This is a genomic window from Hydrophilobacter chitinilyticus (assembly GCF_049860745.1).
Lineage (GTDB): Bacteria > Pseudomonadota > Gammaproteobacteria > Burkholderiales > Burkholderiaceae_C > Rhodoferax_B.
The window spans coordinates 3,089,410-3,107,770 of the sequence record NZ_CP187561.1; the positions used below are offsets into that span (position 1 = coordinate 3,089,410).

Annotated in this window: 18 protein-coding genes and 1 pseudogene; 10 read left to right on the forward strand and 9 right to left on the reverse strand. The window is 56.3% G+C overall.

Features of this window, described 5'->3' with window-relative positions; all coding sequences use genetic code 11:
• Window positions 1–308: 308 nt before the first annotated feature.
• The 3 genes from ACPWMG_RS13575 to ACPWMG_RS13585 all read left to right on the forward strand — a co-directional run bounded on the left by ACPWMG_RS13575 (window position 309) and on the right by ACPWMG_RS13585 (window position 2,820).
• Complete coding sequence (locus ACPWMG_RS13575; RefSeq protein WP_483300020.1) at window positions 309–1,283, forward strand: ferritin-like domain-containing protein; 975 nt, start codon at window positions 309–311, stop codon at window positions 1,281–1,283.
• A gap of 432 nt (window positions 1,284–1,715) precedes the next feature.
• Window positions 1,716–2,114, forward strand: coding sequence for a phage protein NinX family protein (locus tag ACPWMG_RS13580; protein WP_483300021.1), 399 nt, complete (start codon window positions 1,716–1,718; stop codon window positions 2,112–2,114).
• 469 nt (window positions 2,115–2,583) lie between these two features.
• Window positions 2,584–2,820 (forward strand): hypothetical protein, encoded by a 237-nt coding sequence (locus tag ACPWMG_RS13585; RefSeq protein ID WP_483300022.1) that lies wholly within the window; start codon window positions 2,584–2,586, stop codon window positions 2,818–2,820.
• A gap of 44 nt (window positions 2,821–2,864) precedes the next feature.
• Here ACPWMG_RS13585 and ACPWMG_RS13590 read toward each other — a convergent pair whose 3' ends face one another.
• Entirely contained in the window at window positions 2,865–3,671 is an 807-nt protein-coding gene (locus tag ACPWMG_RS13590) for a transglutaminase-like domain-containing protein (RefSeq protein WP_483300023.1), read from the reverse strand.
• A 404-nt stretch (window positions 3,672–4,075) separates the two neighbouring features.
• Here ACPWMG_RS13590 and ACPWMG_RS13595 point away from each other — a divergent pair, with 404 nt between their 5' ends.
• Complete coding sequence (locus tag ACPWMG_RS13595) at window positions 4,076–4,420, forward strand: hypothetical protein (protein WP_483300024.1); 345 nt, start codon at window positions 4,076–4,078, stop codon at window positions 4,418–4,420.
• 252 nt (window positions 4,421–4,672) lie between these two features.
• Here the strand turns inward: ACPWMG_RS13595 and ACPWMG_RS13600 are convergent, their stop codons facing one another.
• The gene (locus ACPWMG_RS13600; protein WP_483300025.1) at window positions 4,673–5,836 is read right to left on the reverse strand and encodes a zinc-dependent alcohol dehydrogenase; all 1,164 of its coding nucleotides are present in this window, start codon (window positions 5,834–5,836) and stop codon (window positions 4,673–4,675) included.
• A gap of 227 nt (window positions 5,837–6,063) precedes the next feature.
• Between ACPWMG_RS13600 and ACPWMG_RS13605 the strand changes: the two genes are divergently transcribed.
• The 5 genes from ACPWMG_RS13605 to ACPWMG_RS13625 all read left to right on the forward strand — a co-directional run bounded on the left by ACPWMG_RS13605 (window position 6,064) and on the right by ACPWMG_RS13625 (window position 11,493).
• On the forward strand, window positions 6,064–8,490 hold the full coding sequence (locus ACPWMG_RS13605; RefSeq protein WP_483300026.1) for a catalase: 2,427 nt from the start codon (window positions 6,064–6,066) through the stop codon (window positions 8,488–8,490).
• A 127-nt stretch (window positions 8,491–8,617) separates the two neighbouring features.
• Window positions 8,618–8,980 carry a PRC-barrel domain-containing protein gene (locus tag ACPWMG_RS13610; protein WP_483300027.1) on the forward strand — a complete coding sequence of 121 codons (363 nt, stop codon included), beginning with the start codon at window positions 8,618–8,620 and terminating at the stop codon, window positions 8,978–8,980.
• A gap of 118 nt (window positions 8,981–9,098) precedes the next feature.
• Window positions 9,099–9,587: a hemerythrin domain-containing protein gene (locus tag ACPWMG_RS13615; RefSeq protein WP_483300028.1), complete on the forward strand. Its 489-nt coding sequence runs from the start codon at window positions 9,099–9,101 to the stop codon at window positions 9,585–9,587.
• Window positions 9,588–9,602: 15 nt separating this feature from the next.
• Entirely contained in the window at window positions 9,603–10,073 is a 471-nt protein-coding gene (locus ACPWMG_RS13620; protein ID WP_483300029.1) for a DUF421 domain-containing protein, read from the forward strand.
• 118 nt (window positions 10,074–10,191) lie between these two features.
• A complete protein-coding gene (locus tag ACPWMG_RS13625) occupies window positions 10,192–11,493 on the forward strand; it encodes a cation:proton antiporter (RefSeq protein WP_483300030.1) in 1,302 nt (433 codons plus the stop codon).
• A 76-nt stretch (window positions 11,494–11,569) separates the two neighbouring features.
• Here ACPWMG_RS13625 and ACPWMG_RS13630 read toward each other — a convergent pair whose 3' ends face one another.
• The gene (locus tag ACPWMG_RS13630; RefSeq protein WP_483300031.1) at window positions 11,570–12,250 is read right to left on the reverse strand and encodes a glycosyltransferase family 2 protein; all 681 of its coding nucleotides are present in this window, start codon (window positions 12,248–12,250) and stop codon (window positions 11,570–11,572) included.
• 103 nt (window positions 12,251–12,353) lie between these two features.
• A complete protein-coding gene (locus ACPWMG_RS13635) occupies window positions 12,354–12,602 on the reverse strand; it encodes a hypothetical protein (RefSeq protein ID WP_483300032.1) in 249 nt (82 codons plus the stop codon).
• A gap of 1,196 nt (window positions 12,603–13,798) precedes the next feature.
• On the opposite strand from ACPWMG_RS13635, the gene ACPWMG_RS13640 reads away from it, so the two are divergent.
• Window positions 13,799–14,179 (forward strand): response regulator, encoded by a 381-nt coding sequence (locus ACPWMG_RS13640; protein WP_483300033.1) that lies wholly within the window; start codon window positions 13,799–13,801, stop codon window positions 14,177–14,179.
• Window positions 14,180–14,284: 105 nt separating this feature from the next.
• Here the strand turns inward: ACPWMG_RS13640 and ACPWMG_RS13645 are convergent, their stop codons facing one another.
• From ACPWMG_RS13645 to ACPWMG_RS13665, 5 genes and pseudogenes are all read right to left on the reverse strand, one after another.
• On the reverse strand, window positions 14,285–14,500 hold the full coding sequence (locus ACPWMG_RS13645; RefSeq protein WP_483300034.1) for a hypothetical protein: 216 nt from the start codon (window positions 14,498–14,500) through the stop codon (window positions 14,285–14,287).
• 95 nt (window positions 14,501–14,595) lie between these two features.
• Complete coding sequence (locus ACPWMG_RS13650) at window positions 14,596–15,750, reverse strand: extracellular catalytic domain type 1 short-chain-length polyhydroxyalkanoate depolymerase (protein WP_483300035.1); 1,155 nt, start codon at window positions 15,748–15,750, stop codon at window positions 14,596–14,598.
• A gap of 18 nt (window positions 15,751–15,768) precedes the next feature.
• Window positions 15,769–16,191 (reverse strand): CopG family transcriptional regulator, encoded by a 423-nt coding sequence (locus ACPWMG_RS13655; protein ID WP_483300036.1) that lies wholly within the window; start codon window positions 16,189–16,191, stop codon window positions 15,769–15,771.
• Between the two features lie 369 nt (window positions 16,192–16,560).
• Complete coding sequence (locus ACPWMG_RS13660; protein WP_483300037.1) at window positions 16,561–17,715, reverse strand: diguanylate cyclase domain-containing protein; 1,155 nt, start codon at window positions 17,713–17,715, stop codon at window positions 16,561–16,563.
• Between the two features lie 201 nt (window positions 17,716–17,916).
• A pseudogene (locus ACPWMG_RS13665) lies at window positions 17,917–18,345 on the reverse strand (DUF1810 domain-containing protein).
• Window positions 18,346–18,361 lie beyond the last annotated feature (16 nt).

The following is an 18,361-nucleotide window of genomic DNA, read 5'->3' on the forward strand; positions in this document are numbered from 1 at the left end:
CAATGAGTGCATGGCATTTCCCAGACTTTAAAAGTATTCACAGGCTTGCCAAAGACTTTTAGAACTTTCAAGTTTGTGGCACTTCAGCACTACGCGTGTGTGGCGCAGAAGCTGACAACGATGTGTGCAGCGCCTGACAAACTTGCTCCACAGCGCCGACTGCGAATGATGCACTTGGGCCCGAGATCCTTCCTTGAAAGAGGTGGGTAGTGGAAGGGTGCGGCACGGGTCTAAACATTCGCAAACCACCCTGTAGGTCTCTTGTGTTGTCACCCGCCGTACGTTGTCGCGGCACTCAAGGAGTCACCATGTCTACAGAATCCAAGTTGATCGATATGCTGCAAACCCGGGCCAAGAAGTTGGAAGACCGGCGACAGTTCTTCAGAAAAGGCAGCGCCATTGGCGCAGGCATGGTGGGGGGCATGATCCTCACCGCGTGCGGCGGCGGTGGCGACAGCGTCTTTGCACAGCAAACCACAGGGCCCACCGATGTGGAGATTTTGAACTTTGCGTTGAACCTCGAATACCTGGAGGCGCAGTTCTACCAATACGCCGTGTTTGGTACGGGCCTACCCGCCAACATGCTCACCGGTACGGGCACACAAGGTAGCGTGGTGGGTGGGCATGCCGTCATCTTCAGCGACCCGGTGGTGGCGCAGTACGCCAAAGAAATTGCGCTGGATGAGATTGCCCACGTGGCGTTTTTGCGCAAGGCCTTGGGCAGCGCCGCCGTGGCCCAGCCGCAGATCGACGTGGGCGGCACCGACCCGAATGGCGCCTTCTCCACCGCAGCACGCGCAGCCGGTTTGGTGGGGCCGGGCGTGGCCTTCGACCCCTACGCCAGCGATGAAAACTTTCTGCTTGGCGCCTTCATCTTTGAAGACGTGGGCGTCACCGCCTACAAGGGCGCAGCCCCGCTGATCACCAACAAAACCTACCTTGAGGCTGCCGCCGGCATTTTGTCGGCAGAGGCCTACCACGCGGGTTTGGTGCGCACGGTGCTGTACTCCAAAGGCTTGGCGACCCCAGTACTGCGCACGGCGGCAGATGCGATCTCCAACGCCCGCGATTCACTCGACGGCAACACCGATGTCGACCAAGGCATCACTGGCAGCAACGGTGCCTCCAACATCGTGCCGCTGGATGCTGATGGCATTGCCTACAGCCGTTCACCTGGTGATGTCTTGAACATCGTTTACCTCAACAGCGGTTCGGTGTCCAAGGGCGGTTTCTTCCCTGTGGGCATGAACGGTGACTTGGTCATGAGCAGCGCATTGGCTTAGTTTTAAACGCCCGGCCTGTCGAATGGAAAGACCGGGCTTCCTGTCACCGTTGAATACATTCCGCACCGGAGGCTCTATGTGCTACTCAGTGATCCAAGATGTCTTACAAATTCGACAACGCAGACTTTTGCGCTGGGCCAAGCGCGCAGCAGGGTTGGCGATTGTCGTGTCGGGAGGCGTGTTGCTGACAACCGACCTAGTCAGTGCCGTCAGCAGTAACGCACCCAAACACGCCCGAGGTTCCTGGGCCAATGTTGCAACTCCCGCTCCATGAACTTCATCTTACTCGGCGTGCGGCGCCCCTCGTCAAGCCAACCTGAGCATGCCGAGGGGCCTGTACAAACAGGTCATGCCGCGAGCCCAGCCAAACGCACATACAGGCAGCACCTCCCTACCCTTTCACAAATGCCTTCTGCTTGAGGTATGACCAAAATGAAAGTGACAGATTTGAAGGGCCATTTGCTGGATGACTGGGTGGCGCGTTGCCACGGCTGGACCAAGTATCTGGACGAAAAAGACATCTGGTGGTGGCACGTGAATGTCAGCGGGGACGAGGTCGGCATTTTGCAGACGACTTGCGACAGTTATCAGCCGTCCAGCGACTGGAACACGGGAGGTCAGTTACTCGACGACGCTGGCATCTTTGTGATGAAAACAGAGCCTAATCCCGCAATACATCCGGGTACTGGCTATTACAGTGCTGGCCACGCGCCGACGCCCGCGGGTTTCTCCAACATGACAGGGGAAACCTATCTACAAGCCGGCATGCGATTTTTCGTCTATCTCAAGTTCGGCAGCGACGTCGAGGACGATCCAAATTGGCGTCTTTAGCGTTCGATAGCCGCTAAACCTATAGGTTAGTCATGGCAGGTCGCCGGCGCACTGTCGATACATTCGCATACGTTTGCTGCTTTACTTTTGGGTTGTGCCTGCCATAGTTAGCGTAGCGCAGGGTGGTTAAGGGGTATTGTCGGTACCGTATGCGAACGAAGCCAACTAGGTGACCCTGATGCAAAAACCTGCTCTCCAGCAACGGGGACTTCACACACACGTTCCCACCCTTCTTTGTGTTTTTATTGCCCCCATCTCGGTCACGCTTTTCCCTCTATGGATTGGGTTGCCTCTAGCTTTGGCTGCGTTCGCCATCGTGTGCGTCAACGAGTACGCCCACTGGAGCGAAGTGGAGGTTCGCAAACCACTCGTCCTCAAGCCATCGCAATCTGAGACCGCCCAAGTCGATTTAGGCAATAAAGCGCCGACAGACTGACGCAAACAACAGTTACTACTACATGGAGGGGCTATGACCTATGCCGATCCGAGTTTTCAGACGTGGGCCACATTGCGTGGCAAATGGAAGTGTGCACATCAGGCCGCCAGAACTCTACGCGCTGCCGCCACCCGAAACTTACAGCTTTCCTTAGCGGGACAAGGTACCGGACCAACCGATCAGGAGCTGATTGCGTGCGAAAGACAGGAGCAACTGGCGGATGCGTTGAGCATTGAAATGGACAACCTGATCAAAGACTCATTCTTATGAGCCAGCAGCGAGGCGTAAAGCTCCGTCAGGTGCCGAACAAACAGTTATGACACTTCGTCGCACCAGACCTTGAACCCATCCAACTGGCTGGGACCAAAGGTATTTGACAACGCCACATCACTGGCATCGCGCCCCCTCGCCATCAGCACACGGCCTATCCGCAGGCTATTGTGACGAGCATCAAACGTGTACCAATCGCCGTCGAGGAATGCCTCGAACCAGGCGGAGAAATCCATCGGAATGGCTGAATGGGGGACACCGATGTCGGGGAGGTATCCGGTGCAGTAACGGGCCGGTATGTTGAGACATCGGCACAAGGCAACTGCCAGATGCGCATAGTCTCTGCAGACCCCATGACCTTCGTTGAAGGCTTCAAAGGCTGAACGCGTCGGCCGAGCATGGTGGTAGCCGAACGCAATGTGCTGGTGCACAAAATCACACACGGCCTGCACACGGCCCCAACCGCTCGGCCCCGAGCCGAATTGCGCCCACGCAAAGTCGGACAGGAGATCCGTCTCGCAGTATCGGCTGCCCAACAAGTAGACCAAGGTCGACTCAGGCAAATTCTCGACCGCCGTCTGCATGGCGTACGGCACCACTTTATCAGGCTCACCCGAATCCCGAATCACGGTGTCGGAGATTAATACAAAGCGGCCCGGCGGCGCCACCAAACGGGTGCACCAGTTGCCGAAACGGTCACGATAGGCGGAAGTGGCCACTGATGGGTTCGTGAGCAGGTGATCAGGCCACACCAGATCATTGGCGCGCGAGTAATGTATGTTCAGCGTCAACATCATCGGTGTGGGCTGAGTGAGCTGATAGGCAATCTCAAAGCCGAGTTGGATCTTCATGAAAGCGGCACCTTGCGAGAAATTGGGATGGAATCGATTACGTGCCGACGGCTCAACCATTCATCGAGCAGTGTGTTCCAAGGGGTTCATAGTCCATGTCTGTCAAGCACTCGCTTACGTGTGCGACCGCACCCACATAGAGACCCAAGCTCGCCTTGTCACGATTGAGTGATAGCAAATTGCACGAAGATCGACACGCAACGCGAGTGTCGAATAGCGGAGCCAGCGCTTATCGACGGACAAGCACAACATCCACGCCAGGACGCTGTTGTGGCCTACAAAGATGCTGTCTGCGGCGCCTATAAATAACGGTATCGCAGCCACCCTCGTGCAAAAAATTCGACTTACGCCGTAGACGTCGCACGTGATCGGTATTTTTCCTCGCCAACCAGAAGGTGCACAACATGACAAACGCAACAGATCCACGAGATACAAAAATGCAACCACTCAAGGACGCCACTCATCAGCAAGCGCAAGGAACCAAGGCGGCGCCTAGCCCGATTGGTGTTGACCATGGCGAACCGCGTACCGGATACCGGCCGGAACTCGATGAACAGACCAAACGTTTTGGCCAATACGGCATGGTGCAAGACGCGAACGCGAGAAGCACCGGCGCAACATCCGAACAGGTTCCCGCCGCTACCTCACAGGATAAGCTTGCAAACGAAGTCGCTTCAGGAGAGGACGCTTTCGAGAATGAATTCAAAAGCAGACAAACCAATACCGTCGAAGGTAAACCGGACATCTAACGATCGACGCTGGGCACCACGGGGGAAAAAGCAAACGCTCAGATTTTTTACCTCGACTGAGATTCAAACCAAGAAAGCACGACAACGTCGATGACCAGTCTGTGTATCGCCACGCACCCTGCGTTAAGCGACACACCTGCCCCTCTAGAAATGGATGCGAGATTTCTTAGGGTGGGCCACTCAGGAGAGGCCAGTTAACCAGCAGGATATGGCAAGGGTTGAAGCCACCGTTTACCTGGTAAGTCTCAAGGCTCAAGGCGTCAGCACGACCTTGCGGCATTGGTCTTCTTTACCATCAAATATTTTGTAACCCTGTGCCGCTTGGGCAAGTGACATGCGGTGAGAAATGATGACCTCCGGCTTCATCCTGCCCTCACCGATGAAAGCGAGCAGTTCTGGCAAATAGCGCTGCACATGCGTCTGGCCCATCTTGAAGGTGAGACCTTTATCAAATGCGTCCCCGAACAGAAAGCCGTGTATAAATCCTGCATAGACACCGGGCACGCTGACTACACCTCCCCGCCGAGTGGCTGCAATACATTGGCGCAAGGCTTTGCCACTTGATCCCTCCAGCTTCATGGCCGTCAGCGCTGTTTCCAAAGCACTACCTTTCGCTTCGAAGCCGACAGCGTCGATGGTCGCATCGACACCATGGAAGTTGGTGGCCTCCAAGATAGTACGTGCCGGGTCATCGTCTTCATCAAAGTTGATCGGGATCACCCCGTAGGTTTCCTCGGCAAAACCAAGGCGGTAATCGTTGTGGTCGACCATGAAGATCTTTTCCGCACCCAGGAAGCGCGCAGACAGCGCAGACATGAGTCCGACCGGACCGGCGCCAAAGATTGCGACCGACGAGCCCGGTCCCAACTGTGCATTCAAGGCGGCCTGGTAGCCGGTCGGCAAAATGTCGGAGAGAAACAGCACCTGTTCGTCCGCCAAGACGTTAGGGATTTTGATGGGGCCTACATTGGCCTTGGGCACGCGCACCAACTCAGCTTGGCCACCCGCATAGCCACCGTAGAGGTGGCTGTAGCCAAAGAGCCCCGCGCCTGGCGTCGCCGTCTTCTTGTTGATGATGGCGCCTCGGCCGGTGTTGGTGGTCTCGCAGGCACCGAACAGGGTTTTGTTGCAATAAAAGCAATCCCCACAGGCGATTACAAAGGGGATCACTACCCTATCGCCCTTTCCAAGATTTGTCACACCCGAGCCGGTGTCGACCACCACGCCCATGAACTCATGGCCCAGGATGTCGCCGTTCTTCATCTCAGGAATCTTTCCGCGGTAGATGTGCAGATCTGAGCCGCAAATCGCCGTCGCAGTGACTTGCAAAATGATGTCGTCGTCTGCGACGAGAACCGGGTCGGCTACCGTCTCTACGCGCACATCTTTCGAGCCGTGGTAAGTCAGAGCTTTCATGGAGTGTCCCGGTTGTGTGAAGGAGCTGTCACTCTAGGTGGGCCACCTCGAGCGCACACCGGCGGTTGATGACGACTTAGGGTAGGACAGTGACGCTAGTCAAAAAGCGCCGACCATCAGTAACGGGGGGTCTACCACAAGCTTGCAGGGCAGCGTCCTACGTTGCTTCAGCGGAGAGGAACTATCTTGCATGAGGTTTCACCCACCCTCTCATAAGGTTCCACGCCATGCCTAAAACGCCTCCGCCCCAAGATAAAGAGTTTGCCAACGCGCTCGCGAAGAGCGCCGCGCGAAACACCGACAGTGGTCCCTCCGATGGCCCTGGTCCAGGTGAGGTTCCCGACGTGGCTGCAGAAAAAGCAGCGCAGGTTCAAGCGCTCGTCTCCGGCACGCCTTTCAACTCCCTCAAAGCCAGCGAACATGGCTTTGAAAACGCCCTCTCGCCTCGGCCAGGTAGTCCCGTGGAACCACTCTCACGGTTGCCCACTGGCAGCACACTCACGGAAGACAACAGCACCGAAAAGACGGGTAGCTTTGCGCCGACGGGTATGAACTCGACGATCGAGCCGCTGGACCGTGTGCGCGTGGATTCCGGCGGACAGGTGCTGACGACCAATCAAGGCGTGGCCATCGCAGATAACCAAAACTCCTTGAAAGCCGGGTTGCGCGGTCCGGTGCTACTGGAAGACTTCATCCTGCGCGAGAAACTGACGCACTTCGACCATGAACGCATTCCAGAGCGCATCGTGCACGCACGCGGGTCCGGCGCCCATGGTTATTTCGAGTGTTATGAACCGATGACCGAGTTCACCAAGGCTGCGCCCTTCAAAGAAGCTGGCAAGATTACACCGGTGTTTGTGCGGTTCTCCACGGTGCAGGGAGAGCGCGGCTCCAAAGACACGGCACGCGATGTCCGAGGCTTTGCGGTGAAGTTCTACACCGACGAAGGCAACTGGGATCTGGTGGGCAACAACATGCCGGTGTTTTTTGTCCAAGACGCCATGAAGTTTCCCGATCTGGTTCACGCCGTGAAACCGGAGCCCCACCACCAGATGCCGCAGGCGGCCAGCGCTCACGACACGTTCTGGGACTTTGTGTCGCTGATGCCAGAGTCGACCCACATGCTCATGTGGGTGATGTCGGATCGCGCCATCCCGCGCAGCTACGCCACCATGCAGGGTTTTGGCGTCCACAGCTTTCGCTTGGTCAACGACGAAGGCAAGTCCGTCTTTGTGAAGTTTCACTGGAACCCCAAGTACGGTACGCAGTCCCTGGTGTGGGACGAAGCGGTGAAAATTTCAGGTGCAGATCCGGACTACCACCGTCGCGACCTCTGGGAGCGCATCGAAAGCGGTGTGTACCCCGAATGGGAACTTGGATTCCAGATCTTCACGGAGGAGCAGGCTGAGCGGTTCAGCTTTGACATCCTGGACGCCACCAAGTTGATTCCCGAAGAGCTGGTGCCCATTACACCGGTCGGCCGGATGGTGTTGAACCGCAACCCCGACAACTTTTTTGCTGAAACCGAGCAGGTGGCATTTTGTACGGCGCATGTGGTGCCCGGGATCGACTTTTCAAACGATCCCTTGTTGGCAGGACGGATCCACTCTTACGTCGATACCCAGATCAGCCGTCTCGGCGGGCCCAATTTCCACGAAATCCCGATCAATGCCCCCATCGCACCGGTACACAACAATCAACGCGACGGCATGCACCGGCAGGCGATCCACCGCGGCCGTGTGAACTACGAACCCAATTCGATGGCGGGCGGCTGCCCATTCCAGGCTGGGGCTGCGCAAGGTTTTGTCAGTGTGCCGGCGCGGCAGCAGGCACAGGACGAACAAGCTAAGGTCAGAGGTAAGCCCGAGAAGTTTGCAGATCACTACACCCAGGCGACGCTGTTTTTTGAGAGTCAAACGCCTGTAGAACAAGCGCACATCGCGGCGGCTTTTCGTTTTGAGCTCAGCAAAGTGACGATACCGGCGATTCGCGAACGGATGGTGGCTTCCCTGCGCAACGCTTCGGAAAGCCTGGCGCAACAGGTCGCCGAGGGCATTGGCATGAGTCCATTGCCTGCGCCCTTGCCTCGTGCGCTGGCAACGCCCGAAGCGCCAGAAGTCAGTGTGGCACCAAGTCTATCGCTGACAGCGCGGCCCGGAGATGGCTCTATTGACGCGCGCAAAGTTGCGATCTTGGTGGCGCCGGGCGTCATCAACAGCTCGCTGATCGACATCCATGCCGCGCTCACAGAGCATGGCGCTGTGCCGCGCTTCGTTGGCGTGCGCATTGGCCCCGTATCTTCCGTTGAGGGGGATACCCTGAATGCGGACGCTTCCATGGAGAACGAACCCGGCTTTTTGTTCGACGCTTTGGTGCTGCCAGACGGCGACGAAGGCGTGGCGGCGCTGGCCAAAGATGGACACACCATGGAGTTCATCAAAGACCAATACCGGCATGGCAAAACAATCTTGGCACTAGGGGCCTCTGAAGCCTTGCTGACGGCAGCCGGAGTCTCCGCTGTACTTCCGTCTGGCGATGCAGATGAAGGCGTTCTGATCGCACAACACTCAGCGCCTGCTGCGATTGAGGCTTTCATTGCGGGAATTGCCAAGCACCGTCACCCTGAGCGGGAGACCGATCCGCCCCAGGTCTGAACGCGCTTCGAGCTCGTTTCCGCCTTAGTCTGCCTTGCCATGGCTTAGCGGGGACGAGCTCCCAAAATTATCCGCGTCAACCCTTGAGGCTGACACAGTTGTGTTTGCTAAACCGTACGAATCAACTATGAGCGACATGCACCCCCCACCACCGCTGATCTCCTCCCGCCGTGTAAGAGGCACCGCGGTGTTTGACGATAGTGGCGACAAGTTAGGCGCCATCGAAAGTCTAAAAATTGACAAGCGCACCGGTTTGATCCGGTATGCGGTGATGGAGTTTGGTGGTTTCTTTGGCATAGGCAATCGTCGTTATGCGATCCCCTGGCGGCTGATGATGCACGTCGACACGCTCAATGGCTACCTGGTGCCGTTGACCAAGAGCCATCTGGAAGATGCCCCAAGGTTCGAAGAGGAAAAAGCGACCCACCTCACGGATGAGGATTGGCGAAGCGTAGACCTCCATTACGGGATGCATGGTGCGCGCGGGTAACGCTATTGGAAGAACCGCATGTAGCGCGCCTGACTGTCAAACGTCTGTATTTCCTACACAGCGAGTGATGCGACTGAACTCATCATGATTTCCCCACTTCACAACTTAGGAAATCATCATGCCCACCAGCCCACGCCAAAAAGATGCCTGCGACTTGCTCGACGCCGACCATCGCGCCGTGAAGAAGATGTTCAAAGAATATGAGGCCCTCACGCAGTCGCGTTCCCGCAATGCCGGACAAAGTCGCCTGGACCTGTCCCGCGAAATCTGCCAAGAATTGACCGTCCACACCCAGATCGAGGAAGAAATTTTCTACCCTGCCCTGCGTGCAACCTTTAAGGAAACCGATCTTCTGGCGGAAGCCGAGATCGAACACCAAAGCGCCAGAGACCTCATCGCCCAAATTCTGGCCACCGAGGAAGTCACTGAAGAATTTGACGCAAAGGTCAAAGTTTTAGGTGAGTACATTGACCACCACGTTAAAGAGGAGCGCAACGAAATGTTCCCCAAGGCGCGATCCAACAGAAAGCTGGATCTGGTTGCGATGCGGGATGACTTGGAAGCGCGGAAAGCAGAGCTGCTTGAAGAGCACATGGCCACCGCTTAAATTCTTGGCAGACTCATGTTGACCCTCACCGTTCCATGGTGGGAGCTGGTTCTCAGGGCCAGCGTGGTTTATGCAGCTTTGCTCCTGCTGATCAGGGTCTCCGGCCGACGCACTGTCGGCCAGTTCACCCCTTTTGACTTGCTGGTGGTCATGCTTCTGAGTGAGGCCGTCTCCAACGCTCTGTCCGGTGGCGAAGAATCACTGTTCGGAGGCTTGCTCAGCGCTTCGGTGTTGATTGGTCTTAATGTGTGTGCTGCCTGGGTCACGTCAAGAAGCCAAACCGCACAGCGATGGGTTGAAGGTATTCCAATTCTCATTGGTAAGGACGGTCAGGTCTTTTCCAAAGTTCTAAAAGCACAACGGGTGCCGGAGGCTGATCTGGAGCAAGCTCTGAGGGAAGCCGATTGCAAGCTTTCCGATATGCAGTGCGCATTTTTGGAGACCGACGGCTGCATCAGCGTGCTCAAAAAACCACCATCTCACTGACTTGCCTGTGAAATCGAAGACGTTCTGTGAGGACTTGCTGAATCGGGCGTTTCGGCGGTGATGACCACCAGGCGCAAGGCGCCTACTGCCCCGTTCGGGCGAACAGGAATATCCGACCGTGCAATTTGCCAATTGGTGTCTTTTCATCGGCCTACTGCTGCTGATCATGTCGGTTTCCGACAGCCTCCTGCAGAGAATTCCGTTCAGTGCAGCTGCGATTTACATGTTGCTCGGCGCTGCCGCGGGGCCACTGGGCCTGGATGTGATTGCGCTACAGCTTGAACAACCTGACGACGCACATTTGCTCGAGCGTCTGACCGAGGTCGTTGTGCTGATTTCGCTGTTTGCCGTCGGTCTCAAGTTGCCGGTAAGGGCCTCCCGGGCTCCATGGCGGGTTCCACTACTTCTGGCGAGCGTGGCCATGTTGATCACCATCTTGCTGACCTCGGCGGTGGCATGGGCGCTCGGCTGGTCTGTTGGCATGGCTTTGCTCATCGGTGCAGTGCTTGCACCCACTGATCCCGTGCTGGCATCTGAGGTTCAAATCAGCCACGGAGAAGATCGAGATGCACTACGGTTCGGCCTTACTGCGGAGGGAGGGCTCAACGATGGCGCGGCCTTTCCGTTTGTGATGCTGGCTTTAGGCTTGTTAGGGCACCATGAAGTGGGTCCTGTAGGGTTGACCTGGGTCATAAAGGACGTCCTATGGGCCATTGCCGGAGGCCTTGGCATTGGCTGGCTCTGTGGCGCTGGCTTTACGCGTGCCGTCATCGCGCTACGGAAGCGGAATGGGTTAACCGTTGGGATGGAAAGCTTTCTGGCGCTCGGACTCATCGCCGCCACCTACGGAATTTCGATCCATGCAGGGGTGAACGGATTTCTGGCAGTGTTCGTCGCAGGATTGGGAATGCGCAATGTTGAGCAAAAGGCAGCCATAGGTCCAGTCACAGCCTCAAGGGATAGTTCGGCCGATGTCGAGGAGCTGGCCGTGGAAACGGAGGTGACGAAGATCGCATTGAACTTCGCGGAGGATCTGGAGAAGTTTGCCGAGATGGCGGCCATGTTGGTGATAGGTAGCCTCTTGACGCCCGAGATGTTCACTTGGTCTAACGGCGCCGTCGCAGCCAGCCTTTTGTTGGTGATACGTCCTGTCTCAGTGTTCACCACAACTTGGCGCAGTGACTGGAGTCCGGCGCAACGCCGAATTGGTGCTTGGATGGGCATACGCGGCGTAGGTTCTATGTACTACGCAGCTTTCGCGATCACGCATGGGTTGCAAGGCGGTCAGCTCAGCCACGATTTCTTTCAAATCGTGCTGCTCACCGTAGCGAGTTCTGTGGTTTTGCATGGCATCTCCGCAACGCCCATCATGACGCTCTATCAACAAAGGCGAGGCAAAAACCAACGAGATAAGCCCTAGCGCGTGTGGGGTAACCCGTTTCTTGCCCAGGCACCCTCCGTCTTGCGCATGGCTTCGGAGCCTTGGGCGAGAAGTCTCACAAGTCCCCGACTGCATTACTTTGGGCTGTGAGCGCAATATGCTGCAAAGTGGCACCAAATCCATGGGGTGCCTTGTACTGAGCTCTTGCGCTCGTGACGACTAAGGGTAGGCCAGACCAAGCAATCAGGGCACCCGTTGCTTCGAGTTCTTTGACCAGTGCTACATCTTCTGAGGAGGTCAATGCCTGAAAGCCTCCTGTCCTCATGTAGGCCTCTGCACTCACGCCGAGGTTGGCGCCGTGAATGTGGCGATGATTGTCTTGAGGGTTATAGGTGGCCGCGAAATGCGCGCCCATGGCGTCCCCATAAGCTTCCCAGTCGGACACCGAAACTGTGCCGCACACCGCGTCTGCGTTTAACCCCAGCTGAACCGACAACCAATCGTCAGCTACGGTCGAGTCCGCATCTGTGAAAGCCAACCACCGGGCGCCGTAGCTTAGTGCAACCTCCGCCCCCTCCCTGCGGGCGAGGCCCACATTTTGCGCGGAGATCGTGACAGTGGTGGCATTCCAGCTGCGCGCAATGCTTTCAGTCGCATCTGTACAGCTGTCCAACACCACAATGATTAAAACTGGCTCATGGAACAGCTCAGGATCTCGGGCCGCAACTTCTAAGGAGGCTAAACATGCGCCGAGGTAATCCTCTTCGTTGTGTGCAGGGACGATGATGGCCAGCATAGGTAATCCTTTGCTTGTGAAATCACTACGATGTTCGAGTCAAACCAATCGGAGACTATGAAGGTGCAGCGGGAGGCTGTTTGGTGGCTTTCCACATGAATCTTCATTCGAAGACCACGTGATGTTCCCTCGCCATTATTAGGGCCATGTGCGTGCAAGCTTGCGCTGCAAGCTCTCGGCTGTCGAAATGCGCGGAGATGTTGCAGCGCGTTTCACGTTCTGCGAGGGAGCTCAAAGGTGCGGTCAATTGTTCGAACGTCGCCCAAGCGGACCACTTGCCGCTGAGCAGTTGCTTGACGTAGCATTTGATGAAGAGATCACCCTCTTCTAGGGTCTTGGTGCATTCAGGCATGGCTTTCTCCAATGAACGACCCACTCTGCAAAATTGCTTGACGGAAGCAGGTCTGAAAACCGCGCTTTTGTTTCTTTGGTCAAAGCGCTTAAGCCAAAGTGTGTCACTGCGCCTTTGCTTCAATGTCAGTCTTTCGGCCACCCCCGCGTAGTGACTGACCCCCAATCATTTTGGTTTCTCAAAAGTGATGTAACGAGCATCTCGTTTTGATGTTGCTTTCCGTGGCTGAGATTAACTAGCCTTGTCGATCCTGACGCCATGCTTTGGAGACTGCCACATGGCCAGCCCTCACCCGTACCTCGAGTATGGGAATGAAGTGGCGAGCGACAAGACTTTCACCGCCCGTTAAATTTAGCGCTGCTAGAGCACAGCGTGGAGCGAAGTGCTTCCATCGTGATTACGGGAAGTTGCTATGGAAGGTTATGCGTCAAGATCAGCCGCGCAGGCTGCTTGGCATGTGCTTCGGAAGGACTCCTCCGACGCGATGGTAGAGCTAGGAAGGCAAGCTTCCCCAGGATTGCGCCATGCAGAAATCACGGCGTCAAAGTTGGCCTTGGCTGACGCTACCGTTGACCGTGTGCTGATGTTTGTTCCCGCCCGCAGCAGCCAGCCGTCATGGCTGAACTGGACAGTAGATTCAGGACTGGAGGAGTCGTCGATCTTAGTGACTACCTGCTTCAGACCGATGCTCGCAGCGTCAGTCGCTACGGTCAACATCGCGAGGGTGCCCAAGAGTATTGAGCGTTTACCACCGAAATTGGTGCTGATGTTCGGCACCACTCACCCAAGTGGCTTGCCACGCTATTTCAGAAATTTTAGAAGGAACCAGCCGCTGACGTAGCAGTGGCGACAATGAACGGTCACAGTTCAAGCGCGTTCCAGACCATCTGCCGTAAAGGTAATTAAAGCCTACCGGCAATACGCCTACAAGATGGGTGGGTGTCACGTACTTTGGAGCCGGTGGTTTTGGTTCGTCACCTGAGGGCCTTGGAGAATAGGACATATTCTTCGCAACTCCTATACACCGGGACCGACGCCGAGACGTCGCAAGGGATCACACGCATGTACTTCTTGCGTCGCTAAGGATGGGCCAGTTCTCCTACATTTTCTCGAAGTCCTAAGCAGTAACCTCATGCAGGCCCCGTTAAAAGTCGAACACTTGGCCACCGCACCCCTTTATTTTTTGCACCCGCACTATGACACTTAAAGCCATCTTGGTGGAATACAGTCAGACCATACGGGACACCCTTATTCCCGCGATGGCCGAACTGGCCGACATAGAGGTTATTGCCTTCGCGGAAACAGCGATAGGGGCCAGGGAGGCTTTGACCCAATATTCAGCTGCTTGGCAGCTTGCCATCGTCGACCTCTTTCTGCGGCAAGGTTCCGGAATGGAGGTGATCAGCGCCTGCAAGAACCGTAGGCAAAATCAGAAAGTCGTTGTTCTTACGAACTATGCTACGGCAGACATGCGGCGAAATTGCGTTGCACTGGGTGCAGACTCCGTCTTCGACAAGTCGACTGAATTGGATGATTTCTTCGACCTTTGCGTTTCGTTGTCAGAAGGTAGGGAGTAGCGCTATCTCTTATGTTACTCGTCTGAGCGAAGAAAGCGCAGACACGATTCAAAAATCATCTGGGTTGAACTACGGGGGCACGCTGATCAAGGCGAGTCCCTCTGTTTAAATTAAGCCTCTAAGCCTAGAAAATTCAATGCGCTGGTCGACGCTGACACGCCATTCAGCAAACTCCTCCACCGTGGGAGCCACCCCTTTACCAGCTTGGTAGTTCAGCATTTTGACGACCAAATCGCAATACAGCTGGTCCATCACGGCAAGCGCAGCCTGCTCTTTGAAGATGGCATCCCTAAGGGCTTGAAGAGAAGATTCTGGTGGCATAGCACTGACTCCTGAAACAGACCCAAGTGAGCATGGGACTGCAACCGATTCTCCCACTAGTTCGATAGAAGTGAACTATGGGTCCTATGCCCCCGTCACAGCGCATGAGCCAGGAAGAACCTCAGCATTTCTGCACTGGCATCTACGCCGGCGGCGTGGGTGTAACTCCCTTTGGGGCTGCCACCTGACCAGGCGTGGCCTGCGCCATGCAGTTGCCAATATTCAGTGCAGATCTTTCCCGCAGCGTCTGAGTCGACATGGCGGGTGTAGCGTTGCCCGCCCGGCGAGCGTCCTGCATGGCTTTGGGTAGATGCCCCGCCCGCAGATGTGCGCTGGTGCGCTGCACGGGCGGCGTTGACCACCGCCTCGCCATTCTGGACGTGCACCGTGCTGTCGGCATCCCCATGAAAAACAATTGTGGGCGGCACCAGTGCACCAGCACGTGCGGCACGCGCCGGAGCTCCGCTGCGCATCACCGCGAGTGCCGACACCACGTCGCTCGCCGCACCCGTGGGCAAACCTGAATGCACGCCCACGGCGGCAAACACATCAGGGTAACAGCACCCTACGATGTCCGCCATGGCGCCACCAGCGGAGAGCCCGGCCACATACATCTTCTGCGGGTCGACGTCGTGCTGCGCTGCAACCGACATTGCCAGCGCTGCCAGGAAAGCGGGCTCGCCGCGTCCGCGTTCCTGGTGTTGCGGCTTGAACCAGTTCCAGCACTTTTGCGCGTTGGCACGTTGGGCTTGCTCTGGGTAGAGCACCACGACACCCAGGTCACGCGCTAAGGTGTTCATTTGGGTGCCCGCCGCAAAGTCCGCCGCATCCTGCGTGCACCCGTGCAACATCATGACCATGGGCTTGGGATTCGGCCTGGGGCTGGCGGCTTCGCCCGAGGGCGTGGGCGGAAGATAGAGCTTGTAGCGTAGCGTCCGCCCCTGGTGGGTGAACTCGCCATCCACCCACTGCTCTGTCTGCGGGCGTGCTGCTACATGCGTTGTTTTGCGCGGGGTTGCGGCCATCTCTTCTTCGTGGACCACGCGCGTCAGGCCGTCCAGGACGATGCCTTCTTTTTCCGTGAAACCACCATGGCCTCGAGACGTTGTGGTGGCTGTGTCTTCCGCGCCGAACAAGGGAGACGTGCCTTTGCCCAGCGCGCGTTGGATCGCCTCCGTGGCTGCCTGCAGTTGCCCCCTGCGCGTCAAGTGGGTGGCTTCGGTCATCAGGGAGCGGAAAAGCGTATGCATGGTGGTCTTTCTATGGAATCAAAAGATACGGCCAGCCAACGCTGCCTTGACCGCATGGGGGGCGTGCAGTGCACCGAGCACGGTCACGGATTGGATGCTGGCCAAGGCCAACTCAGGCGACACGTCCGCCGCAATCGTGGCGAGGCCTAGAACACGGATTTCCAGTTTCTGCCCTGCCGCACGGACCGCCTCTAAATCCTGCGCCGAGAAGTGGTGCATGCCGAGCACCAGCATCTTGCGGGCGACGGCCTGCTTCAAGGAGTCTGTATGGCTGGCCAACTGCGCGCGAATCGCCGTACGGATGAAATCGGTGCGGTTGGCGTAGAAGCTTTCGGACACCAACAGATCGATGTGCCCTAAGTCGACATAGCCCAAATTGATGGTGATTTTTTCGGCATCACCGGTGCGGGCTTTGGGCAGTATTGGGTTAATTTCAGCCATGGCCCATCCTAACACCATCCTTAGGGATGGTAAAGAGCTAGGTTTTCGGAGAATTTATTTGTCGATGGTCGGACCGGGTCCATCGAAATTGCCTTTTAAGGGCAATCGGACGTGATTGCCCCCCAGTGCGCGCGCACTGATGGCAGGTTGCCGTCAAGATCGATTAATTTTGAAGAATGTCACTGTGAGAAGGGGGCTTGGTTCGGCGACCCGGCGCTGCCCTCTACTGGACAGACAGCTCAGCGATATCCCAAACGAAAGTTGGTGAGCGATATGCAGGGCGGTGGCCTCATTGAAAGATGGGCTCTCTGAAACCTCAGCAGATGCGGCATTACCAGAACACAACCTTTGCAATCCAAAAGATCGATATCAAGCTCCGGCACTCCGAAACACGAGCCATTGGCCTTTACCCGCTCGCTTCGCGCCATAAAGAGCCGTGTCCGCGGCTGACAAGATGTCGTCCGCATTTTTCGCATGCGCAGGCGCAATCGCGATACCGATGCTTGCTTCTACGGTCACTGTCCCGTTGTCATCCAGCTCGTGTGGCTGGCTGATCAGCTGCAAAATGCGATTGGAGACGCGTGTCAGCTCACTGCCATAAATGGCTGGCAGTAGCACGACAAATTCGTCGCCGCCGACGCGACACACCATGTCCTGCATGCGGACGGCATCACGCAATCTGCGGCCGACACTTTTAAGCAGTAAGTCGCCTGCGGCGTGCCCGAGACGGTCATTGACAGCCTTGAATGCGTCGAGATCCAAATACATGACCGCGAAGCTGCTCTGTTGGGCTTTTGCTTCCTGCAATTCAAACAGCCTTTGCAATTGTTTGACCAGCATCAACCTGTTGGGCAGACCGGTTAAAGGATCGTGAAGAGACAAGCGCTTGTACTCTTGCCGGATGTTCAAGGAGGCCAACAAGGCGGAGTGATTAGCCCGGGTGAGCAAGTGAAATGCCAGAGCTCCAGAGGGTACCAACCAAGCGACATCGGAAGCACCCGAGAAAGGTGAGCCCGACAAGCCCAAAAATAAACCAGCACACAGGACGAAGATGAACACTGCGGCGTAGCGCGGGAATGCTCGCCATCGCGAAGCCACATAACCACAAAATCCGATGGGGATGATCGTGCCGATCAGCAAAAGCCGAATGTCCAGTTGGCTCACAACCACAAACGCCCCGACCGCGTTGACGCCAAACCAAACGGAGTGCACGACAAATACACTTGCTGCAGGTAAACGTCGATGCCAACGTTCGGCAAACTCAATCTCGCGGCTGAGTTGTAGCCGCAACCAGCAAAGGATGCATTCAGCGGCTATCCAAAGAAGGCCCCAATCTTCAGACGATAAAAACCAAAGAAAAGCGGCAGCGGTGACAGTCCAAATAAAGCACAGCAAGGTCACATAGACGGGTTCCTTGAGCGTAAGCAACTTGGCCCGCCTGACGTCGCCGACCTCTCTCACCGACGTTCGGGCAAACCAGCGTGCCATGCGGTGCAAACCGTGCAGTAGAGCGGTGAGGGTCATCTTCAACTTCTTGGACGGTGAGCTCTCTCACTTATGACCCAGGAGGTTGACTCTTCAGGCCATATGGTGCGCTCTTCATCAGTGTCGTCACTCTCAGAGACAATTTGTGTAGGGAATGACGCTGGGTCAATGTCGTGCGAGTCCCTCGTATATTTTGGCCTTTAAAAATCAAGGCGTCCAAAATGGAGAGCTATATATGCGTTACCGTGATGCACCAGTACGTTGAACGGTTAAAAGTTTTAGCATAAGCCCGTCCCTTGTACCGTCAAAATCCCGGACGAGGACTTCGCTAAATATGTCGTTCTCCCTGCCGACCTCGCCGAATAGCGTCATGCTTGATCGCAGCTTGAGGACATCGGGCGCCCCCAGCATGTCGAGCGCCGAAACTTTGTCATGCAGCAACAATAGTTCAGGCGTGTGCCCAGAATGAGATGCTCAAAGTTAGGCCACCGCTTCGGTTCGGGACTGTATGGCATAGCGCGTGACCATCTCACTATGGCCCAATCCTCTAAGCTGCGGAGAGACAAACCACATCCAGTGTGTCGTCTTCTTTTTTGCCCTCAATTCTGCAAGCACGCGTACCAACTCTTGTGCCTCTAGAAAACGGTCGAGAACAGGTGGTCGTGGCATTGTGCGATGCTGGGAG